The 17817-nt window shown below is 34.6% G+C and carries 16 protein-coding genes; 3 read left to right on the forward strand and 13 right to left on the reverse strand.

From position 1 onward, the window contains the following. Positions 1–2 precede the first annotated feature (2 nt). From FAF07_RS12750 to FAF07_RS12785, 8 genes are all read right to left on the reverse strand, one after another. Positions 3–188 (reverse strand): hypothetical protein, encoded by a 186-nt coding sequence (locus FAF07_RS12750; protein WP_142785462.1) that lies wholly within the window; start codon positions 186–188, stop codon positions 3–5. 249 nt (positions 189–437) lie between these two features. Further along, positions 438–1202, reverse strand: a complete 765-nt coding sequence (gene rluF / locus FAF07_RS12755) for a 23S rRNA pseudouridine(2604) synthase RluF (RefSeq protein WP_142785463.1) — start codon at positions 1200–1202, stop codon at positions 438–440. Between the two features lie 20 nt (positions 1203–1222). After that, positions 1223–2050, reverse strand: a complete 828-nt coding sequence (locus FAF07_RS12760; RefSeq protein WP_142785464.1) for an alpha/beta fold hydrolase — start codon at positions 2048–2050, stop codon at positions 1223–1225. A gap of 4 nt (positions 2051–2054) precedes the next feature. Next, complete coding sequence (locus tag FAF07_RS12765; RefSeq protein ID WP_142785465.1) at positions 2055–2417, reverse strand: cupin domain-containing protein; 363 nt, start codon at positions 2415–2417, stop codon at positions 2055–2057. 19 nt (positions 2418–2436) lie between these two features. After that, entirely contained in the window at positions 2437–3408 is a 972-nt protein-coding gene (locus FAF07_RS12770) for a YitT family protein (protein WP_142785466.1), read from the reverse strand. Between the two features lie 5 nt (positions 3409–3413). Continuing rightward, positions 3414–3977 carry a hypothetical protein gene (locus FAF07_RS12775; RefSeq protein WP_142785467.1) on the reverse strand — a complete coding sequence of 188 codons (564 nt, stop codon included), beginning with the start codon at positions 3975–3977 and terminating at the stop codon, positions 3414–3416. Positions 3978–4019: 42 nt separating this feature from the next. Continuing rightward, positions 4020–5561, reverse strand: coding sequence for a helicase HerA-like domain-containing protein (locus tag FAF07_RS12780; RefSeq protein WP_142785468.1), 1542 nt, complete (start codon positions 5559–5561; stop codon positions 4020–4022). 72 nt (positions 5562–5633) lie between these two features. Further along, complete coding sequence (locus FAF07_RS12785) at positions 5634–6359, reverse strand: hypothetical protein (RefSeq protein ID WP_142785469.1); 726 nt, start codon at positions 6357–6359, stop codon at positions 5634–5636. A 207-nt stretch (positions 6360–6566) separates the two neighbouring features. Here FAF07_RS12785 and FAF07_RS12790 point away from each other — a divergent pair, with 207 nt between their 5' ends. Further along, positions 6567–7196 (forward strand): 7-carboxy-7-deazaguanine synthase QueE, encoded by a 630-nt coding sequence (locus FAF07_RS12790; RefSeq protein ID WP_142785470.1) that lies wholly within the window; start codon positions 6567–6569, stop codon positions 7194–7196. A gap of 111 nt (positions 7197–7307) precedes the next feature. On the opposite strand, the gene FAF07_RS12795 is transcribed toward FAF07_RS12790, so the two are convergent. Beyond that, complete coding sequence (locus tag FAF07_RS12795; RefSeq protein ID WP_142785471.1) at positions 7308–7853, reverse strand: DUF2911 domain-containing protein; 546 nt, start codon at positions 7851–7853, stop codon at positions 7308–7310. Positions 7854–8111: 258 nt separating this feature from the next. Between FAF07_RS12795 and asnB the strand changes: the two genes are divergently transcribed. Then, complete coding sequence (gene asnB, locus FAF07_RS12800) at positions 8112–9776, forward strand: asparagine synthase B (RefSeq protein WP_142785472.1); 1665 nt, start codon at positions 8112–8114, stop codon at positions 9774–9776. Positions 9777–10244: 468 nt separating this feature from the next. Further along, complete coding sequence (locus FAF07_RS12805) at positions 10245–12857, forward strand: TonB-dependent receptor (RefSeq protein WP_142785473.1); 2613 nt, start codon at positions 10245–10247, stop codon at positions 12855–12857. Positions 12858–13242: 385 nt separating this feature from the next. Here FAF07_RS12805 and FAF07_RS12810 read toward each other — a convergent pair whose 3' ends face one another. The 4 genes from FAF07_RS12810 to FAF07_RS12825 all read right to left on the reverse strand — a co-directional run bounded on the left by FAF07_RS12810 (position 13243) and on the right by FAF07_RS12825 (position 17613). Then, positions 13243–13743: a hypothetical protein gene (locus FAF07_RS12810; protein WP_142785474.1), complete on the reverse strand. Its 501-nt coding sequence runs from the start codon at positions 13741–13743 to the stop codon at positions 13243–13245. Between the two features lie 25 nt (positions 13744–13768). Further along, positions 13769–14872, reverse strand: a complete 1104-nt coding sequence (locus FAF07_RS12815) for an ISAs1 family transposase (protein WP_142784254.1) — start codon at positions 14870–14872, stop codon at positions 13769–13771. A gap of 72 nt (positions 14873–14944) precedes the next feature. Further along, entirely contained in the window at positions 14945–15409 is a 465-nt protein-coding gene (locus FAF07_RS12820; protein WP_142785475.1) for a hypothetical protein, read from the reverse strand. A gap of 71 nt (positions 15410–15480) precedes the next feature. After that, positions 15481–17613, reverse strand: a complete 2133-nt coding sequence (locus FAF07_RS12825; protein ID WP_142785476.1) for an ATP-binding protein — start codon at positions 17611–17613, stop codon at positions 15481–15483. Positions 17614–17817: the final 204 nt, after the last annotated feature.

Raw genomic sequence — 17817 nt, forward strand, 5'->3', positions numbered from 1 at the left:
TATTACTCTACAGGTACGTCTTTTCTATATTTTAACATAGAAACGCCTGCGATAAAAAATACAATCCCTAGTATGGTTAGGGCCCAAGGACTTAAAGCCACGAGATTATTTCCAAATAGACCTAGTACACCTAGTATTAGTGCTATCATTCCTCCAATTGTTAAAATTAAAGCTAATATTCTAATCATAATGTAGTTGTTTTGTTTAGGTGATAAATGTAACAATATTTTTGCAACTGTATTAAACTATTAGCAAATGGGGTAATAATAATTTGGATAGAACGAAAGCTTAGCGCTTGTTGTATACAAATTTTTATATTTTAAAATAGTGGAGATAATAATGCCATAAACTTGTACGCTAACGGTAAAGCCAGTTCTGTTATAAAGAATCTGCTGTTTAAATGATGCGATGGGTTTATATTCAGACGAGCGAAATACTTAGCGCTTATTGTTTCGCTTTGGTCTTTGAGTCTCGGGTTTGTAAGATTTAATAGACTCACTTAACAAGTCATTCAAATCTTCAAATTCATTTGGAGTGAGTTCGCGATATTCGCCCACAGGCATATCTAATTTAATATTCATGATGCGCACCCGTTGAAGTGTTGCCACATTATAATTTAGATATTCACTCATGCGTCTAATTTGTCTGTTAAGGCCCTGCGTTAATATGATTCTAAATTTGTATGTGCCCAGTTTTTCAACAATACATTTTTTGGTTATTGTATCCAGAATAGGAATTCCACCAGACATTCTACTTATAAAGGTTTGGGAAATTGGTTTATCTACGGTAACAATATACTCTTTCTCGTGGTTGTTGCTTGCACGTAAAATTTTGTTTACAATATCCCCGTCATCCGTTAAAAGTATTAAGCCTTCACTGGGTTTGTCAAGGCGACCAATAGGGAAGATTCGTTTCGGGTAATTAATAAAATCAATAATGTTATCCTTTTCAACACTGGTATCTGTAGTGCACACAATACCAACAGGCTTATTAAAAGCTAAGTAAACAAAATCTTTTTTTTCGTTTTTAATGGCTTCACCATCGACATGAACCACATCTAATAATGATATCTTTGTCCCTTTTTCAGGAATTTCGCCATTAATAGTTACACGTCCTGCTTCTATTAATTTATCGGCTTCTCTACGAGAGCAATAGCCAACTTCACTTAAAAATTTATTGATGCGTTTTAAATCTTCTGCCATGTGCCAAAAATACAATAAATCTAAGCGTTTAGGAATTCTATAATATGATTGTTTACTGTATTCGACTTCAGGCTGTGTCCGTAACCTGTAGTACTTATCAATTTGCTATTGGCATATTTATATTCAATTTTCAAAGCGTCCATATACGGAATGACCATGTCTAATTCATCATGAATAATTAAACCTTCGGTTTCAATGCTTTGAGAAAAGTCAGCAGCAGAATAATATTCGGGTGGGTGATTGTAATGTTTAAGCACATAGTCGTCCATACCTTGTTTGATACGCTCGTTATATCCCATCATTTTTCGGTAACGTTCAAAAATACCGACAACATCGGATGGAGCTCCTAAAATAACCAATTTTTTAAGCGTTGGTATTTTGTATTTGTAATGGGCAAAAATGGTAGCAGTGCCACCCACGGAATGCCCAATGATAACACTTGCCTTAAATCGATTGGCAACGGTATGTATGCATTCTGAATAAAATACGGCATTAAACAATTTGCTGCCAGAATTACCATGTGCCGGGGCATCTAAAGCAATGACATCATAATCGTTAACTTGTAACATTTTGATGAGTCTTTTCCAACGATAGGCATTGCTTTCCCAACCGTGGACCAAAAGAACGGTATCTTTGATGCCTTTCCAATGGTAGGTCATAATGGGGATGTCTTCATGAAAAACAAATTCCTGAACGGCTTTTTTTAAAAATTTGTCTGCATTACTGTCTAGTTTTCCTTTTCTTGGCGTGGATGAAATCTTTATGGCAAGTTTAGCCGCATAAGATTTTGATACAAGACTTATGAGGTTCAAAATAAAACCTAAAATTTTTGGTAGGTACTTGTTCATAGGGTTAACCCTCTCTGTTTACTAAATCCATAGAGAAAGCTGGGGTACAGATGGCAATATATTCACAGACTTCTGTGAATGGATTTGAATATTGAACACGCGTATTTTTGTTTATTTTAATGGATTGACCCGCTTCTAAAACAATAATGTCGTCGTTTATAACGAATTGCTTTTTACCGCTAATGATAAAGGTGTATTCATCAAATTCTGGAGTTTGAAAAGGTTCGCTCCAGCCCGCTGGTGCTTTCATGTGGGCCATACTGATATTGGAATCTCCATCTGTGGCTAGACCAAAATGTTCCTTGATTATTTTACCATCGGTTGTTGGGACTCTAAATGGACTGTCTTGTATTTTATAAGATTTCATAGTATAAAATTTGAAGCTATTATTTCATAGGTTTTCTTTTAATCATACCGCCTTTAAGGTCTTTCACAACGCTCATAACAACAAAGGCATTACGATCAATTTTATCAATTTCAGTTTGTAATTTAGCGAGTTCAAGTCTGGTTACAATGGTATATATAATATCTTTATCGTAGCTTCTACGGTGTAGCCCAAAGCCGCCTTTACCAGCATAAATGGTGCAAGCACGACGCAATTTTTCAGTAAGCATAATCCTTATGTCTTCATGCTTGTTTGATATGATGGTAACACCAACATATTCTTCAACTCCATCTACCACAAAGTCTACGGTTTTAGCAGCCGATAAATAGGTGAGAATGGCATAAAGAGCCACTTCAATAGATAACATATACGCACCCACAGAAAATATAATGATATTAATGAGGAGCAACACATCACCTATAGTAAGCGATAATTTTCTGCTTAAATAAATCGCTAATACTTCAGTGCCATCAATAACACTTCTACCACGCATAGACAAACCGATACCCAACCCTAAAAAGAACCCTCCAAAAACAGCTATGAGCAATTTGTCTTCTGTTATGATTGGGTACTCTATAAAGTGCACCACAAAGGCCAATAGGGTTATAGCCACGATACTGCGAATTGCAAATTTCATGCTAATGGTTCTTGAGGCCAATATGATAAAGGGTAGGTTAATTAAAATTAATAACACACCAAGGTTTAAAGAGGTTACATTTCCTAATAATAGTGAAATCCCTGTAGCACCTCCATCTATAAACTTATTGGGCAATAAAAATCCTTTTAAACCGAAACCTGCTGAAAAGACACCGATGACGATAAAAAGATATTCTTTTATAGTGTGTGATAATTCAACTTGTAAGCGCCTAACTACTGGAACTATTTCTTTTTTGCTAATGGATCTATCGGCATGTTTAGCTTCAAGTCTTTTGCGCACAAGGTCTACTAATAACTTCGATAGAAATGGATTCATATAAATTAATTAAGATTGTTCCAGTTTATAAAAAAATACTTGATTTTTGCGCTGTCAGGAATATGCATCGCTTCAATAGCGATATCCATATTGAATCTTAAATTCGCGGGTAACTCTTTTTTATCAATGGCGAAACTGGCATGGATGTCATCAACTGTAACCACCACCGAGTTTATCAAATTATCTATTCTTGAAATCTTGTAATTATCTGTAAGGTCTTTAAAAGTGCTGAGTATAGATATGTTTTTATCCGTGATATAACGGGGGTCAATGATTTGAATATTATCAATAACCGATGTGGAATCTAATGATCGACTAGGGGTTAAAGCCAATAACTTTTTACCACCTTTTTCATAAATATCAATCGTGTTTTTGCTGCCTGTAAATTCGTCGCCGCTAATAAAGGTGACAATAGAATCATTGCTAAAAATGGTTTTTAAGTTTTTTACACTTGTGGAATCTGTTAACAAGCCAATATGCTGTTTGCCGATTTGAAACGGGTTTTGTTCTTTTTCACAACTAAAAAATACACATAATAAGATAATTATAAGCGGGATCGATTTTTTCATAAATAGGTAATAGTTTAGGTTGTAATTAAAATTTAAGGCGTGCTATTTTTTCATGACTTTGTTCAGGATTCCAAAAACACTTCTTATAAAAGTGGCACTGGTAAGCACTTTAACTATGGGATTCATAACGGTGCTTTTTCTTCGTGTTGATGCCGCTTTCTGTTTTGATTCTGCTTTTTTAAGAGCTTCGCGTTCCTGTTTTGCTTTTTCTTTGGCTTCTTCGGCGTCAGCTAATTCAATTTTTTTATTTAAAAGTTCGTAGGCGCTATCTCTGTCAATGGTTTCGTTGTATTTTTTAACAAGTTTGGACTGTGCTAAAAGTTGGTTTAATTCACCTTCGGATAATACATCCATTCGGCTCATTGGTGCGCGCATCATGGTGGCGGCCAAAGGTGTTGGACGTCCTTTTTCGTCCAAAGCAGATACTAATGCCTCTCCAATACCTAAAGAGGTTAATACTTCGGCGGTATCATAATATTGCGAATCTGGGTAATTTTGAGCTGTAAGTTTTATGGCTTTTCTGTCTTTGGCAGTAAATGCTCTTAAGGCATGTTGGATTTTAAGCCCTAATTGTCCTAAGACAGCTTCTGGAACATCGGTAGGGTTTTGAGTTACAAAATATAAACCAACGCCTTTACTTCTTATGAGTTTAACAATACTTTCAATTTGACTTAATAAGGCTTTCGATGCTTCGTTAAAAATAAGATGTGCTTCGTCTATAAAAATTATAAGTTCCGGTCGGTCATTATCACCTTGTTCAGGGAACGTTGCATAGATTTCAGCAAGTAAACTGAGCATGAATGTTGAGAATAACTTAGGACGGTCTTGAATATCTGTCAATCTGATAATATTAATATAACCGCGACCATCGTCGTCAACACGTAATAAATCATCTACATCAAATGAGGTTTCACCAAAAAATAAATCAGCACCTTGTTGTTCCAATTCCACCACCTTTCTTAAAATAGCTCCTGTGGAAGCGGTTGAAATTCGCCCATAGGCCTTTGTAAACTCCGCTTTACCATCTTGAGTAGCATACTGCAGGATCTTTTTAAAATCCTTTAAATCAAGTATGGGCAGTTTATTATCGTCGCAATACTGGAAAATGACAGCAATAACACCAGTTTGAGTGTCAGATAAATTTAAAATACGAGATAATAAAACCGGGCCAAATTCGCTCACTGTGGCACGCAGGCGTACACCGTCTTGCTCTGAAAGCGTTAGGATTTCCACAGGAAACGATTTCGCTTCAAATGGCAAGCCTATTTTTTCATGGCGCTCATCAATTTTGGCATGACCAGGGCTAGGTTTAGCTAAGCCACTTAAGTCACCTTTAATGTCCATAAGCAACACGGGAATACCCTTATCACTTAAATTTTCAGCAAGAACTTGTAAGGATTTAGTCTTTCCTGTTCCGGTAGCACCAGCAATTAAACCATGCCGATTCATGGTTTTTAAAGGAATTTTTACATGGGCACCGGTGACCGTTTCACCATCCAACATGGCAGCACCAATAGGAATAAAATCACCTTTAGGGTTGTTGCCTTCGGTAATGTGGTTAAAAAAGTCCTCTTGCTTACTCATATATTTTAATTTGTGCTAAAAATACACGAAAAAGGAAGAAGAAAAAAATAAGACGTCTATTAGAAAAGTGAATTATTTTATTTTCTCAATGTAGATATTAGAAGTATTTGCACTCCTAAACACAGCGGGTGCCGTGTTACCACCTCTTACTGTTTGAACACTAATAGTTTGACCTGCGGAAATAAATAAAACTTCATTCAAATGTAATGAAGCTTCTCTATTATTGCTTAGAAATCTAATATAGCCTGTTGTTGCTATAGCGCCAGTTAACACACCATTGACAGCTATTTGGCTTTCAACAGACACACGTTGGTCCGTTGAGCCGCTTATACTTGGTACACGGTATGAAATGTTTGCTGCTATCCTGTACCTCCCAGTTGTATTTATGGTTAATGCGTTTCCTGAAATTGAATAGATAGAAGTATCATCATTCCAATGTAAATTTCCAAAAATGGGTATATTGGTAGAGGCCGCAGTGTTTAAATTGGTCGTAGTATTTGTGTTGCTATACTTTACCGAACTATTATGAGATATTTTACTCCAATCTGGAGCTAAAGCCGTACCAAAATTAAATTGAAATTCGTTCAAATCTGTATTATAGACTAGAAGTCCAATTGCTGGGTTTACAATGTTTCCAATCTCTATAGTGCTCAATCTTGGGATAAGCACACCTTTGTCGCTAGATTCAACATGTAAAATAGAGGAATCGTCTGGATTTGTAGTGCCTATACCTACTTGGGCGTAGCTTGAATAATAGGTGCAGCATAACAGCATGACTAAAATAGTGAACGTTTTCATGATAGAGGGATTGAGAGAGTGAGAACAATTTATATTGTTTTAATGATGCTAATTTACTAAAACGAAATCGGTTATCAAAATGGCTAGGTTATAAAGGAATATGTATCTTTGCAGCCTTAAGAAATGAGCCATGGATAATGGTTATACTTTCCAATAATTAATAGCGGTAAACGGTACCTAAATGGATTGGAAAACAGAAATACAAAGATGAAAAAAGAAATTCAAGATTTGGTTGATAAGGGTGTAATGTTGCCCTTAATGGAGGAGTTTTATACCATACAAGGGGAGGGTTTCCATAAAGGAACGGCAGCCTATTTTATTCGCGTGGGCGGATGCGATGTAGGATGCCATTGGTGTGATGTTAAGGAAAGCTGGAATGCAGATTTGCATCCTCCAACGGCGATAACGCAGATTGTGGAAAATGCCAAAAAATATAGTGATACGATTGTCATTACAGGCGGCGAGCCATTAACTTGGGATATGCAGCCTCTAACTACAAAATTAAAAGCTGAAGGCTTGCAAGTACATATTGAAACCTCTGGAGCCTATACATTAACGGGCATTTGGGACTGGATTTGTTTGTCACCTAAAAAAATGAAGTTGCCAACGCAAGCGGTTTATGATAAAGCGCATGAATTAAAAGTAATTGTTTATAATAAAGACGATTTTCGCTTCGCGGAAGAACAAGCTGCCAAGGTAAACAAAGATTGCATTTTATATTTGCAACCAGAGTGGAGCAAACGCGATAAAGTCGTGCCGGAAATTGTAGATTATGTGATGGCGAACCCCAAATGGAAAGTGTCGCTTCAAACGCATAAGTATTTGAATATCCCTTAATTAGTGCTCAGTCGCAGCATTCAGTTGCAGTATTCAGTCAAATTAATAAACATGTTCCTACAGTGTAAAACCATTGGAACATGTTTATAGTATCTAAAGACTACCGTCTAATTATTTCGTAAAAGGGACGGCCACTCTAACAGTTCCCCAACCTAAATGCATATCTACGCCATTTTCAGATTTCTCAAAGGCGATTGAAAAAGCTTCAAGAGATTCTTTGCCAGTTGAAACAGGAACAGATAGTCGTGCTACATCGTTGGCTTCTTTATAGTAATAAGAACCCCAAACATTTAAGTCTGTACTAACTATAGCAGTCCATTCTTTTTCTCCTGGAATGACATAAAACGTGTACATTCCAGCTTTAATGTTCGTGTTTCCTAATTTCATATCCTTATACAAGGTGAGTTCCGCAGCTTCGTTTGCTCCAGTTCGCCATACTTCACCATTCGGTGCAAGTTTGCTTAACGAGCGCTCTTTTAATTGCGGTCTACTATACACAATCTTGATTAGTTTATTGGATTCTTTGTAGCTGGTAGGAAATGCAGCGGCATCCATAGGGCTTTTGTCCATTTTCGCAAATGCTTGAGCGTCTATATTTGTGGATAATAACATGATAAATGCAAAAGCAAGTGTTGAAATACATGATGTTTTTTTCATAATAAGTTTTTGGTTTTTAAATTTGACTAAAGTTAAATGGAAATTCTCTTAAAGTTTTAATAAATGTCGTTTACAAGTGTTAAAGTTTAAAATTCTAGCCAACGCACCTCTTCTTGTCTAAGAATGATTAATAATTTATATAAAATTCATTTATTTTGTTATAAATTGAAATCATTTTATATAATTATGTTTTAAATATAAAAGGGTATCTGCATATTTGCATCATTAATTAGAATAAAAGAATTTAAAATATAGATTATGTGCGGAATTGTATGTGCTTTCGATTTGAAACAATCAGCTGAAGATTTAAGACCTCAAATATTAGAGATGTCTAAACGGATTCGTCATCGCGGACCAGATTGGAGTGGAATATATCATAATGAGAAGGCTATTATGGCACATGAGCGTTTGGCTATTGTAGACCCTGCGTCTGGAAAGCAGCCCCTATTTAGTGCCGATAAAAAATTAGTACTTGCGGCGAATGGCGAAATTTATAACCACAGGGAACTGCGCAAACAGTTTGAGGGTAAATACACGTTTCAAACGGAAAGTGATTGCGAAGTGATACTTGCTTTATACAAAGAAAAAGGAGCTGATTTTCTGGATGAGATGAACGGCATCTTTGGTTTTGCCATATATGATGCTGAAAAAGACACGTACTTTGTAGCGCGCGATCACATGGGGATCATTCCTTTATATATAGGTTGGGATGAAAACGGGACATTTTATGTTGCTTCAGAATTAAAAGCATTAGAAGGTGTTTGTACCAAAATACAGTTATTTCCTCCTGGGCACTACATGTCTAGTGCGGATGGCGAATTTGTGCAATGGTACAAAAGAGATTGGACAGATTATGAAGCAGTAAAGGACAATGAGACGAGTATTCAGGCCATCAAAGAAGCTTTGGAAGCGGCAGTACATAGACAGTTAATGAGCGATGTGCCTTATGGCGTATTGTTGTCAGGGGGTCTCGATTCTTCAGTAACATCAGCTATTGCTAAAAAATATGCAGAAAAACGAATAGAGTCAGACGATAAGCAAGCGGCTTGGTGGCCGCAATTACACTCTTTTTCAGTTGGATTGGAGGGGTCTCCAGATTTAGCTGCGGCTCAAAAAGTGGCCGACCATATTGGCACCATTCATCATGAAATCAAATTCACGATTCAAGAAGGTTTAGATGCCATACGTGATGTGGTCTATAACCTGGAAACCTATGATGTGACTACTATTAGAGCAAGCACACCTATGTACTTAATGGCACGGGTTATTAAATCTATGGGAATAAAAATGGTGTTATCAGGAGAAGGAGCCGATGAATTATTTGGTGGCTATCTGTATTTTCATAAAGCGCCAAATGCACGTGAATTCCATGAAGAAACAGTTCGAAAATTAGAAAAACTTCATATGTATGATTGTTTGCGTGCTAATAAAAGTTTAGCGGCATGGGGCATAGAAGGGCGCGTACCGTTTTTAGACAAGGAATTTATGGATGTTGCTATGCGTATCAACCCACAAGATAAAATGATTAACGGGGAGCGTATGGAAAAATGGGTCGTGCGAAAAGCATTTGAGGATATGTTGCCAGAAAGCGTAGCATGGAGACAAAAAGAACAATTTAGTGATGGTGTTGGGTATAGCTGGATTGACACATTAAAAGAAGTGGTTAATGAAGCCGTAACAGATGAACAATTAGCAAACGCCCAATTTAGATTCCCATTACAAACCCCGACTAGTAAAGAGGAGTTTTATTACCGTTCTATTTTTACAGAACACTTTCCTAGTGATGCCGCGGCATTATGTGTACCGCAAGAAGCCAGTGTGGCGTGTAGCACACAAATTGCTTTAGAGTGGGATGAGGCATTTAAAAACATGAATGATCCCTCTGGACGTGCAGTTGCCAATGTGCATGAAGATGCGTATTAAACTCAGATTTTTTTATTAAATAATCAAAGACCAACAATTTAGTTGGTCTTTTTTTTTTTTGAATACTTATTTTTAGAAAATCAACCAACCAAGTTTATAATTAAATTCTTCAGACGTATGCGTCAAAATCTAATTTTAGAAAAAAAACAGGTAAATACTTTAAATGTGCTATTTGTGAAATTGTACTAGTAGTTATTGGTATGAGATTTACAAGTAGATTAATTTTATTTAATACATATTTATGTATTTATCCAATTATATGTTGACCAGAAGTATAAAAATTGCAAAGCAGTGGGTGGACGAAGCTTATAAAAATTTGAATGATCCTTCAGGGCGATAAGTAGTAAGTATTTATGATTAAGCGTATTAGGCAAAATTAAAAGGCTTCAATTGCACATTCATCGTAAATATCTGCATTTTGTCGATAAAATACTTTATGTTTGTCATCGCCCTAAATAATTAAATAAAATGAATATTAAGATTAAGGATGCTTTCCTAGGAGTATTATTTTTTTTATTAACTTTTAGCTTGGCAGTTGCGCAAACTATTGTAAAAGGTACAGTTACAGATAATACCAATATGCCTTTGCCAGATGTTAATGTGAGCCTTAAAGGAACTTTTACAGGTACAACAACAGATTTTAATGGAAATTTTGTAATAGAATTACTATCTATTAAAGACGCTATTTTAATGTTTAGTAGTTTAGGCTTTAAAAACCAAGAGATCATAGTTAATGAGCCTTCGACTTTGTTAATTGTTATTCTAGAAACTGATATTAGTCAATTAGACGACATAATTATCACAGCAAACAGAACAACCCAATCCTCACAAAATGTAGCACAGAGTGTGAGTGTGTTAAGTTCAAAAACAATTCAAAGATCGGGTGCAAGGGAATTTAGGGATTATGCTTCTGGAATTCCGAATCTTTCTTTTGGTTCTCAAGGGGGTGATGGTGGCGGACGTTTTTCCAATGAAATTACAATTAGAGGTATAGCAGGCCATAATACGACTGCTCTGTATTTAAATGGTGCTCCTTTGCCAGAGAGGATCAATCCTAATCTTATTGACATATCAAGAATTGAGGTGCTTAAGGGACCGCAAGGCACTTTGTATGGCTCTGCTACTATGGGTGGTGCCATAAAAGTGATTTCCAATATACCTCAAACTGATAAAATATCTGGTTTTGCAGAAAGTGAAATAGCAACCGTAAAAGAAGGTGATGCAGATTATAACATTCAAGGTTTGTTAAACATTCCTATTACTAAAAATTTAGCCTTTAGAGGTTCTGGGTATTATAATTTTCAAAGCGGTATTTACGATAGGGTAGTTAATCAAGATATAGAATGGTTGAATAGTGATGCTGTTTTAACTGAAGATTTTTATGGCGATACCGAAGACTATTTTGGTAATCCATTTGCTATTGAAACAAACGGTTGTGAAGGCTGTTCGCGAGAGAATAAAGAAAACTTAGATGATAGATTCAATTATGGTTTTAATGCTAATCTTGGGTTTTATCCAACAGATGATCTGTCTATAATAGCGACTGTAATTCATCAAAAACTGAAAGGTGATGGTTATGATTTTGCCGAAAGTAATGTGGATTCTTTTATCCAAAACAGTAATACAGGTTTAGGTGAAAGTTTTAAAGACGGGTGGACAAATTATAGTTTACAAGCAGAATTAGAGACTAAATCAGGAACCTTCATTTCTAGCACCAACTTTTTAAATAGAGCTATTATTGAAACAGAAGATGCTTCAGATATAAATACGTATTATTGGATTGCCTATGATGACGACCCTGGCGTTGTACCTTTAGAATCAATTTGGGGTGCTACAACCGATAGAAGTATTGATACAGAATTATTTCAGCAAGAAATTCGTTTTAACTCGGATTTTGAAGGGAAATTCAATTTTTTAGCAGGAGTATTTTATAGCTCGAATACACAGTATTGGAATTATAAAGACGACAGTAAAGGTTTGGCAACCTATCTACTATCAGATAATGCATGGTATGAAGATGCGTACTGGGGTGAAACTGAAGCAGATTATGCGTATATTCTTAATAATAATGATTTACCCTGGTATGCCTATGATGGGGATTTCCATAATTCTGAATTTGCTTTATTTGGTCAATTTTATTACGACTTTACCGATACATTAAAATTTACATTGGGACTGCGCTATTTTAATGCTACGTCCGATCAAAGTACTAATGAGAATGGTGCAGATTTTGGGTTTGTAAATAAGTTTTTTAAAGCAAAATTTTCAGAAGATGGTGTAAATCCGAAATTCAACTTAACTTATAAAATAACTAAAGATAAGCTTGTTTATGCTACTGTAGCAAGAGGTTTTAGAATTGGGGATGCTAATGAGTCACTCCCTTTATTTGTTCTAGAAGAATTGGAAGCGCTTGATGGTGAGTATGTCAGAGAATATGATGCCGATTACCTTTGGAATTATGAATTAGGCTTTAAAAGTGCTTGGCTAAACGGTAAAATTATTGCCAATATTGCTTTGTTTTATAATAATTGGAATGACCTACAGCAATATAGATTATTGCCTTCTGGTTGGGGATATACAGCCAATGTTGGTTCTGCCCATACTGTTGGTTTGGAGTTGGATTTTAGAAAAAAAATATCTAAAAATTTTGAATTTGGTTTCGGATTAGGACTTCTTAGCCCAGAAATAGATGAAGGGAGTTTAGCACTAACAGCTTCTAAAGGAGATAAAATCCTTAATTCACCGAGTGTTACCGGTAATTTAAATGCAGAATACAATAAGGTTTTAAGTAATAACAATACCATTTACGCTACAGCAGGTCTGCAATATGTTGGTGAGCGTTTTGGAACGTATGAGCCAGAATTGGAACCAGAATTGATTTTTCCAGAATATACATTACTCAATGCCAGAGTAGGCTATGTGTTTTCAAATTTTGAAGTTGCTGTTTTTGGAAGAAACTTAACCAATAAGCAAGCCAATTTTGGAAACATACAATCCTTTGGGGCTATTCTACCAGGCAGACAACGTTACTCTACAAATAGACCGCTAACAATGGGTTTAAACTTAAAATATAAGTTTTAAATTTAATGTCACTCACAAATCTTTATTAGGCAAACGCACAAATTAAATGAGAGATATCATTTAATTTGTCCGTTTATATTACGCCTAATTTGTAATAGCTTTTCTATAAGAAAAGAGCAGTAAGATGTATAGTTGTAACTCTAATCAATAAAGCCGTTTTATTTACTCTAGTAAAGTTTAGTGGGTTTAAACTAGGCGTTTTTGTTTTGAGTCTCTATAGTGTTTTTTGCGAAAGCGTTGTGCGAGAGATGTAGTGTTTTAGAGGAATCGTTACCAGTAATCAAACAATATTTATTTCGTTTTTACGAGCTATCGATTATTTTTAAACATTAATTGAGGATTAATGCTCGACAATAAAACCAAGTTACTTTTTTTTAAAAGGTATTTAATACGTTACAGATAGTGTGGCTTGAAAAAAGTTACGACCAGAAAACTCTGTATTTTTTGTAGATGCATTATGAATATAACTTAAGCTAATAGGAAGGTTTAAATTATTAGAAAGTTTAAACGTTTTTATAGCGTCCAATCTTAAATTTATAAAAGAAAGTTTATCATAATCTGCATTAACATAGGCTTGGGCAGCATTATTAAAAAGAACACCAGCTGTAGGAGAGAGTTCGAAATTTTCAAAAAAATTATAGAATGTGTAGCTTAATTCAAGATATGTAGTGAAGTTTAGTTTTGGGTTTTCATCATTACCATCGTATCTGTAATCATTACCAGCAACATAAGTGCTTATTAGTCCGGAAAGTGGTAGATTTTTTTCTGTGAAATCAAAAGTGATACTTGCATCTAAAGTTTTTGCACTAGATTCGCCATAATAGAAATAATTATTATAAAAGTCTCCCTCGCTGTTATATTTAATTGGGGCGTAATAGTCGTCCAATCTCACTGTAAAGTACAGGGCAAACTCACACTTTTATTCCTAAGATCTTAATAAGATAGTTGTTATCGTAAGCCGCTTTTAGCCTTTTTCCTTTTAGTCCTTGCTTGGTTTGTTTATCTTTTCTTAGCAAGTTTAGTGCAATTTTGCTTAGTATAGAGAAATTTTGGGCAGCATTACCAGCTCTTTTTCTTGAGGCGTCTTCAGAGAAAGCCACATCGAGTACCCAATGTAGTTTGTTTTCAATTCCCCAATGTAAGCGTATCATTTTCTGTAGTGCTTTTGCATCTGTTTTCACACTTGATATATAATATCTTGTAGCTGTTTCTGTTGGCTTGTCGGAGTTTTTAAATTCTCTAATACTTTCTACTTTTACTATACTTTCCAGCCCTGTCCATTTATCTTGGTCTTCAATAAATTTAAAGTCATTGATAACACTACATTTTCGTGTTTCTATCCTGCCGTGTCCCAGATCTTCATCGGTATGGCTATCTATAGTCTTGCCAAAGCGAAATTCGTCTAGAATATCTTGATGCAATTGCTTTTGGTTTTCTTTTACAGCTAAGATGTAATCTGCTTCTTGTTTAATAATAGTTTCTGCAATAGCCTTTTGACAGCCCATGGCATCAATGGTAACTACACATCCTTTTACAGTAATTAGTTCCAGTAGTTTTGGTATGGCCGTAATTTCATTGGATTTTTCAGAAACCTTGACCTGTCCTAAAACCATATTGTTTTTGCTTGCCCAAGCACTTACCATGTGAAAAGGGGATTTCTTACCATTAGATTTAGCACCTCTCAAGGTTTTACCATCAATGGGAATAACCTCGCCAGCCGTTATATCAATCAAATTAGAGACCCAATCTATAAAACAGGTTTCAAATTGTTCTGAATCAATGGAAGAGAACACTCGGTTAAAGGTGTCATCAGAGGGCGTACCATTTGGCAAATCAAGAAATGAACGCAAAAAATCTACTTTTGCTTTGGCATAAGTTTCCATATCTTTCCATGAATCTGCCGCACAAATCACACTAATTATACCAATAAGAAGGATGTCTTCTAAGTTATGAAGCTTGTTTATATCGCTTCTAGGATCGTTTATCTTACTGAATATAGACTTGAATTTGTTCATTGTTTTTAAAACACTTAAATTATTGATTATCAGTATAATATACAATAATTTAAAATGAAAAACAACAGCTATCTAACTAAATATCAGATAATTAAGTGTGTTTTTAAGTAAACAAAATGGCTGAAAAAAGTGTGAGTTTGCCCTGACTGTAAAGTAATTATTAATAGTATAGATTAAAGAGAGTGTTATTTCATTATAGCCTCTTAAACCGTATTGGTTATGCAAGAATACATTCTTTCTAAAATTAGTGGTTGCCCAAGCTCCAATAGTAAATTTATCAGAAATTGAATATTCTAAATAGGGTTGGATAGCAAAAAAATCACCACCATAAGCTTGACCACGCCATATATAACGATTTGTGAAATCTACACTAAAAAAGAGTCTCTTTTCTGATTTAATAGCGACTGAGCTCTTAGAAACAGAGTCTGTTAGAACAAGTTTTGCTTTTGTAACAGCAGAGCCTACAACTCCAATTGTATTTTGAGCTTTTATAATTTGTGTTACTACTAGCAATAATGATATAAAAATAAATTTCATTATAAAGTTCTAAAATATTTAATGGTTAGGCTAAAAATATGTAAGGCTTAATTTATACTTACAGCATGTAATTATTGATAATCAAGTTTTGCTAACACCCTATCAATAGATCTATATAGTTTTATTTTATCTAATGGCTTGGTCACGCAGTCTGCAAAACCCTCTTCAAAAATTTTATTTTTATCCTGTTCAGAAGAAAAGGCTGTATGCGCTATAATTGGAAGATCTGGTCTAAAAGTTTTTATAATTCTGTTTGCCTCTATACCTGTCATAAAAGGCATTTTTATGTCCATCAGTACAAGGTCAATAGCATCGTTTTCCTTACAAATATCTACAGCTTCTTGTCCGTTTTTTGCTCTTATTACAGTGTAGTTTTTTAAACTTAAGATTTGTTTAGATAGCATAAAATTTATATTGTCATCTTCGGCAACGAGTACTGTTAAATGTTCTTCGTAGTTTTTAGCATTTTCTAAAGACCTGTCGGTTATATTAATTTTTGATTCTTTTTTTAAATTAAGTGGTATTGTAAATCTAAAAGTGGTCCCAATATCTTTTTTTGATTGGACCCATATGCTACCTTCGAGCATTTCAACATAAGCTTTTGAAATTGACAATCCCAGCCCTAAGCCTATCAGATTCATGTTTTCATTTGTTTGTATTTTGTGAAATCTGCTAAAAATATGGTTTAAGTCTTTCTCATCAATACCGGTACCCGTATCTGAGATAAAAAACTCAATAAGACCAGAATTGTAATTTATAGTATAGCCAAAATTCACACTTCCTTTGTCGGTAAATTTAATGGCGTTATTAAGTAGATTGATTATGATTTGCCTTAATTTAGTTTCGTCACTTATGAGTTTTGATTCTGGACCGTTATCAGGTATTAAAAGCACAATGTCTAGTGGAGCGTTATCTGGGACTATAACAGAAATAGTTTCTTTAATGTGGGACATAAACTCATTTAAAGAAAAGGCAGAGTAATTTGGTTTTACCTGTTTTGTGTCTATTTGAGACATTTTAACCAAATCATCTATGATATGGACTAGATTTTTACCACTTCGTTTTACAATGTTAATATATTTGAATTTTTCTTCACTTGGTAAATTGTTGTCGTCCAACAAATCAGTAAAGCCAATAATAGCATTCATTGGCGTTCTTATCTCGTGAGATAAATTGGTAAGGAAAGATGATTTTAACTTATCGCTTTCTTCAGCTTTTTCTTTTGCCGCTATTAGCTCTATTTTTTGTATATCATTGTCTAAGAATAAATTACCTATGTGGCCAAACTCACCAGAATGTTTTCTTAGTTTATTCATGTCACTACGCTGGCCTTCTTCTAAGACCTTTGTTGTAAGGTATAAAGGTAGATAGATGTATTTTTTTAAAAAAACGGTAATTATCAATAATGCTAATAAAAAAAATGCCACAATAATTTTTATGATTTCTTTTGACATTTCAAAATTTAATTCGAAAGGTCTTTTAAATACTAGCGTTTCTATCGTATTGCCTTTAAAGTCTATTAAGGGCACCATACTAGTTACATCATTTTTATTGGATATGGGTGTTTGAATACTATCCATTATCTCTAGATTAGAACTACTAATCTCTTTCAATCTCTTAAAGTGTTCTTCATCTAAATAATTAGCCATAATAAACACGCCACTGGGTTTGGTAAATTTTCTTTGAGGATCATTTGTTGGATGGATTGTAGCAGCATATATTTCTAATAAACCAATATCCGATTGATAATAAAAATGGGTTAATCTTTCTTTAATAATGTAAGGAAAAAAGTCCTGTGAGAGACTTATTTTATGACTAAAACCTTCTGTGTATTGATCCGCAATTAAATTTTGTTCCATATCGTAAGTAGCAACATAATCTATGTTGTAGGATGCTGTCATAGTGCCTACATTTGGACCATACCAATCGTCTTGAATTTCTGACCCGCTTTTTCTTCTTTTAATAAAGTCTACATGCTCGTCCCAATAGGTTAGGTCATCCACAGTGTTTTTATAAGGCTCAGACTTAAGTTCTAACAGGAGGTTTATTTCTTTTGAGAATTGGATATTAGAGGATTTATATACCATTTCTTCTTCATATAAGGTATAATAATAAAGATAGCCAAATAGACCTAGCATAGAAATGCTAGCTACAAATAACATAAGAATCACTTTTCCATAAGTGGTTTTTAAAGGGCTTGTCATGCGGTTTTAGGTCAAATTCTTTAATTTTTTAATATTAAAAATTAATTAGGGATTTTGCAACTTATGAAAAAATTACTTGAAATGTATACTTAATCGGATTTTTTTTACAATTCAACGATAAAATTGTCGTTTAAACGATGTATTGAATCTTTTTTTGAATTAATAGATTGCCAATAATCGATTATAGTTGTTAAAATAGCATCG

The sequence above is a fragment of the Changchengzhania lutea genome (assembly GCF_006974145.1).
Taxonomy (GTDB): domain Bacteria; phylum Bacteroidota; class Bacteroidia; order Flavobacteriales; family Flavobacteriaceae; genus Changchengzhania; species Changchengzhania lutea.

What these genes read in the sequence shown, in the direction of transcription:
- FAF07_RS12750 (WP_142785462.1), bottom strand. Translation starts at nt 188, where the DNA reads ATGATTAGAATATTAGCTTTAATTTTAACAATTGGAGGAATGATAGCA.
- rluF (WP_142785463.1), bottom strand. Translation starts at nt 1,202, where the DNA reads ATGGCAGAAGATTTAAAACGCATCAATAAATTTTTAAGTGAAGTTGGC.
- FAF07_RS12760 (WP_142785464.1), bottom strand. Translation starts at nt 2,050, where the DNA reads ATGAACAAGTACCTACCAAAAATTTTAGGTTTTATTTTGAACCTCATA.
- FAF07_RS12765 (WP_142785465.1), bottom strand. Translation starts at nt 2,417, where the DNA reads ATGAAATCTTATAAAATACAAGACAGTCCATTTAGAGTCCCAACAACC.
- FAF07_RS12770 (WP_142785466.1), bottom strand. Translation starts at nt 3,408, where the DNA reads ATGAATCCATTTCTATCGAAGTTATTAGTAGACCTTGTGCGCAAAAGA.
- FAF07_RS12775 (WP_142785467.1), bottom strand. Translation starts at nt 3,977, where the DNA reads ATGAAAAAATCGATCCCGCTTATAATTATCTTATTATGTGTATTTTTT.
- FAF07_RS12780 (WP_142785468.1), bottom strand. Translation starts at nt 5,561, where the DNA reads ATGAGTAAGCAAGAGGACTTTTTTAACCACATTACCGAAGGCAACAAC.
- FAF07_RS12785 (WP_142785469.1), bottom strand. Translation starts at nt 6,359, where the DNA reads ATGAAAACGTTCACTATTTTAGTCATGCTGTTATGCTGCACCTATTAT.
- FAF07_RS12790 (WP_142785470.1), top strand. Translation starts at nt 6,567, where the DNA reads ATGAAAAAAGAAATTCAAGATTTGGTTGATAAGGGTGTAATGTTGCCC.
- FAF07_RS12795 (WP_142785471.1), bottom strand. Translation starts at nt 7,853, where the DNA reads ATGAAAAAAACATCATGTATTTCAACACTTGCTTTTGCATTTATCATG.
- asnB (WP_142785472.1), top strand. Translation starts at nt 8,112, where the DNA reads ATGTGCGGAATTGTATGTGCTTTCGATTTGAAACAATCAGCTGAAGAT.
- FAF07_RS12805 (WP_142785473.1), top strand. Translation starts at nt 10,245, where the DNA reads ATGAATATTAAGATTAAGGATGCTTTCCTAGGAGTATTATTTTTTTTA.
- FAF07_RS12815 (WP_142784254.1), bottom strand. Translation starts at nt 14,872, where the DNA reads ATGAACAAATTCAAGTCTATATTCAGTAAGATAAACGATCCTAGAAGC.
- FAF07_RS12820 (WP_142785475.1), bottom strand. Translation starts at nt 15,409, where the DNA reads ATGAAATTTATTTTTATATCATTATTGCTAGTAGTAACACAAATTATA.
- FAF07_RS12825 (WP_142785476.1), bottom strand. Translation starts at nt 17,613, where the DNA reads ATGACAAGCCCTTTAAAAACCACTTATGGAAAAGTGATTCTTATGTTA.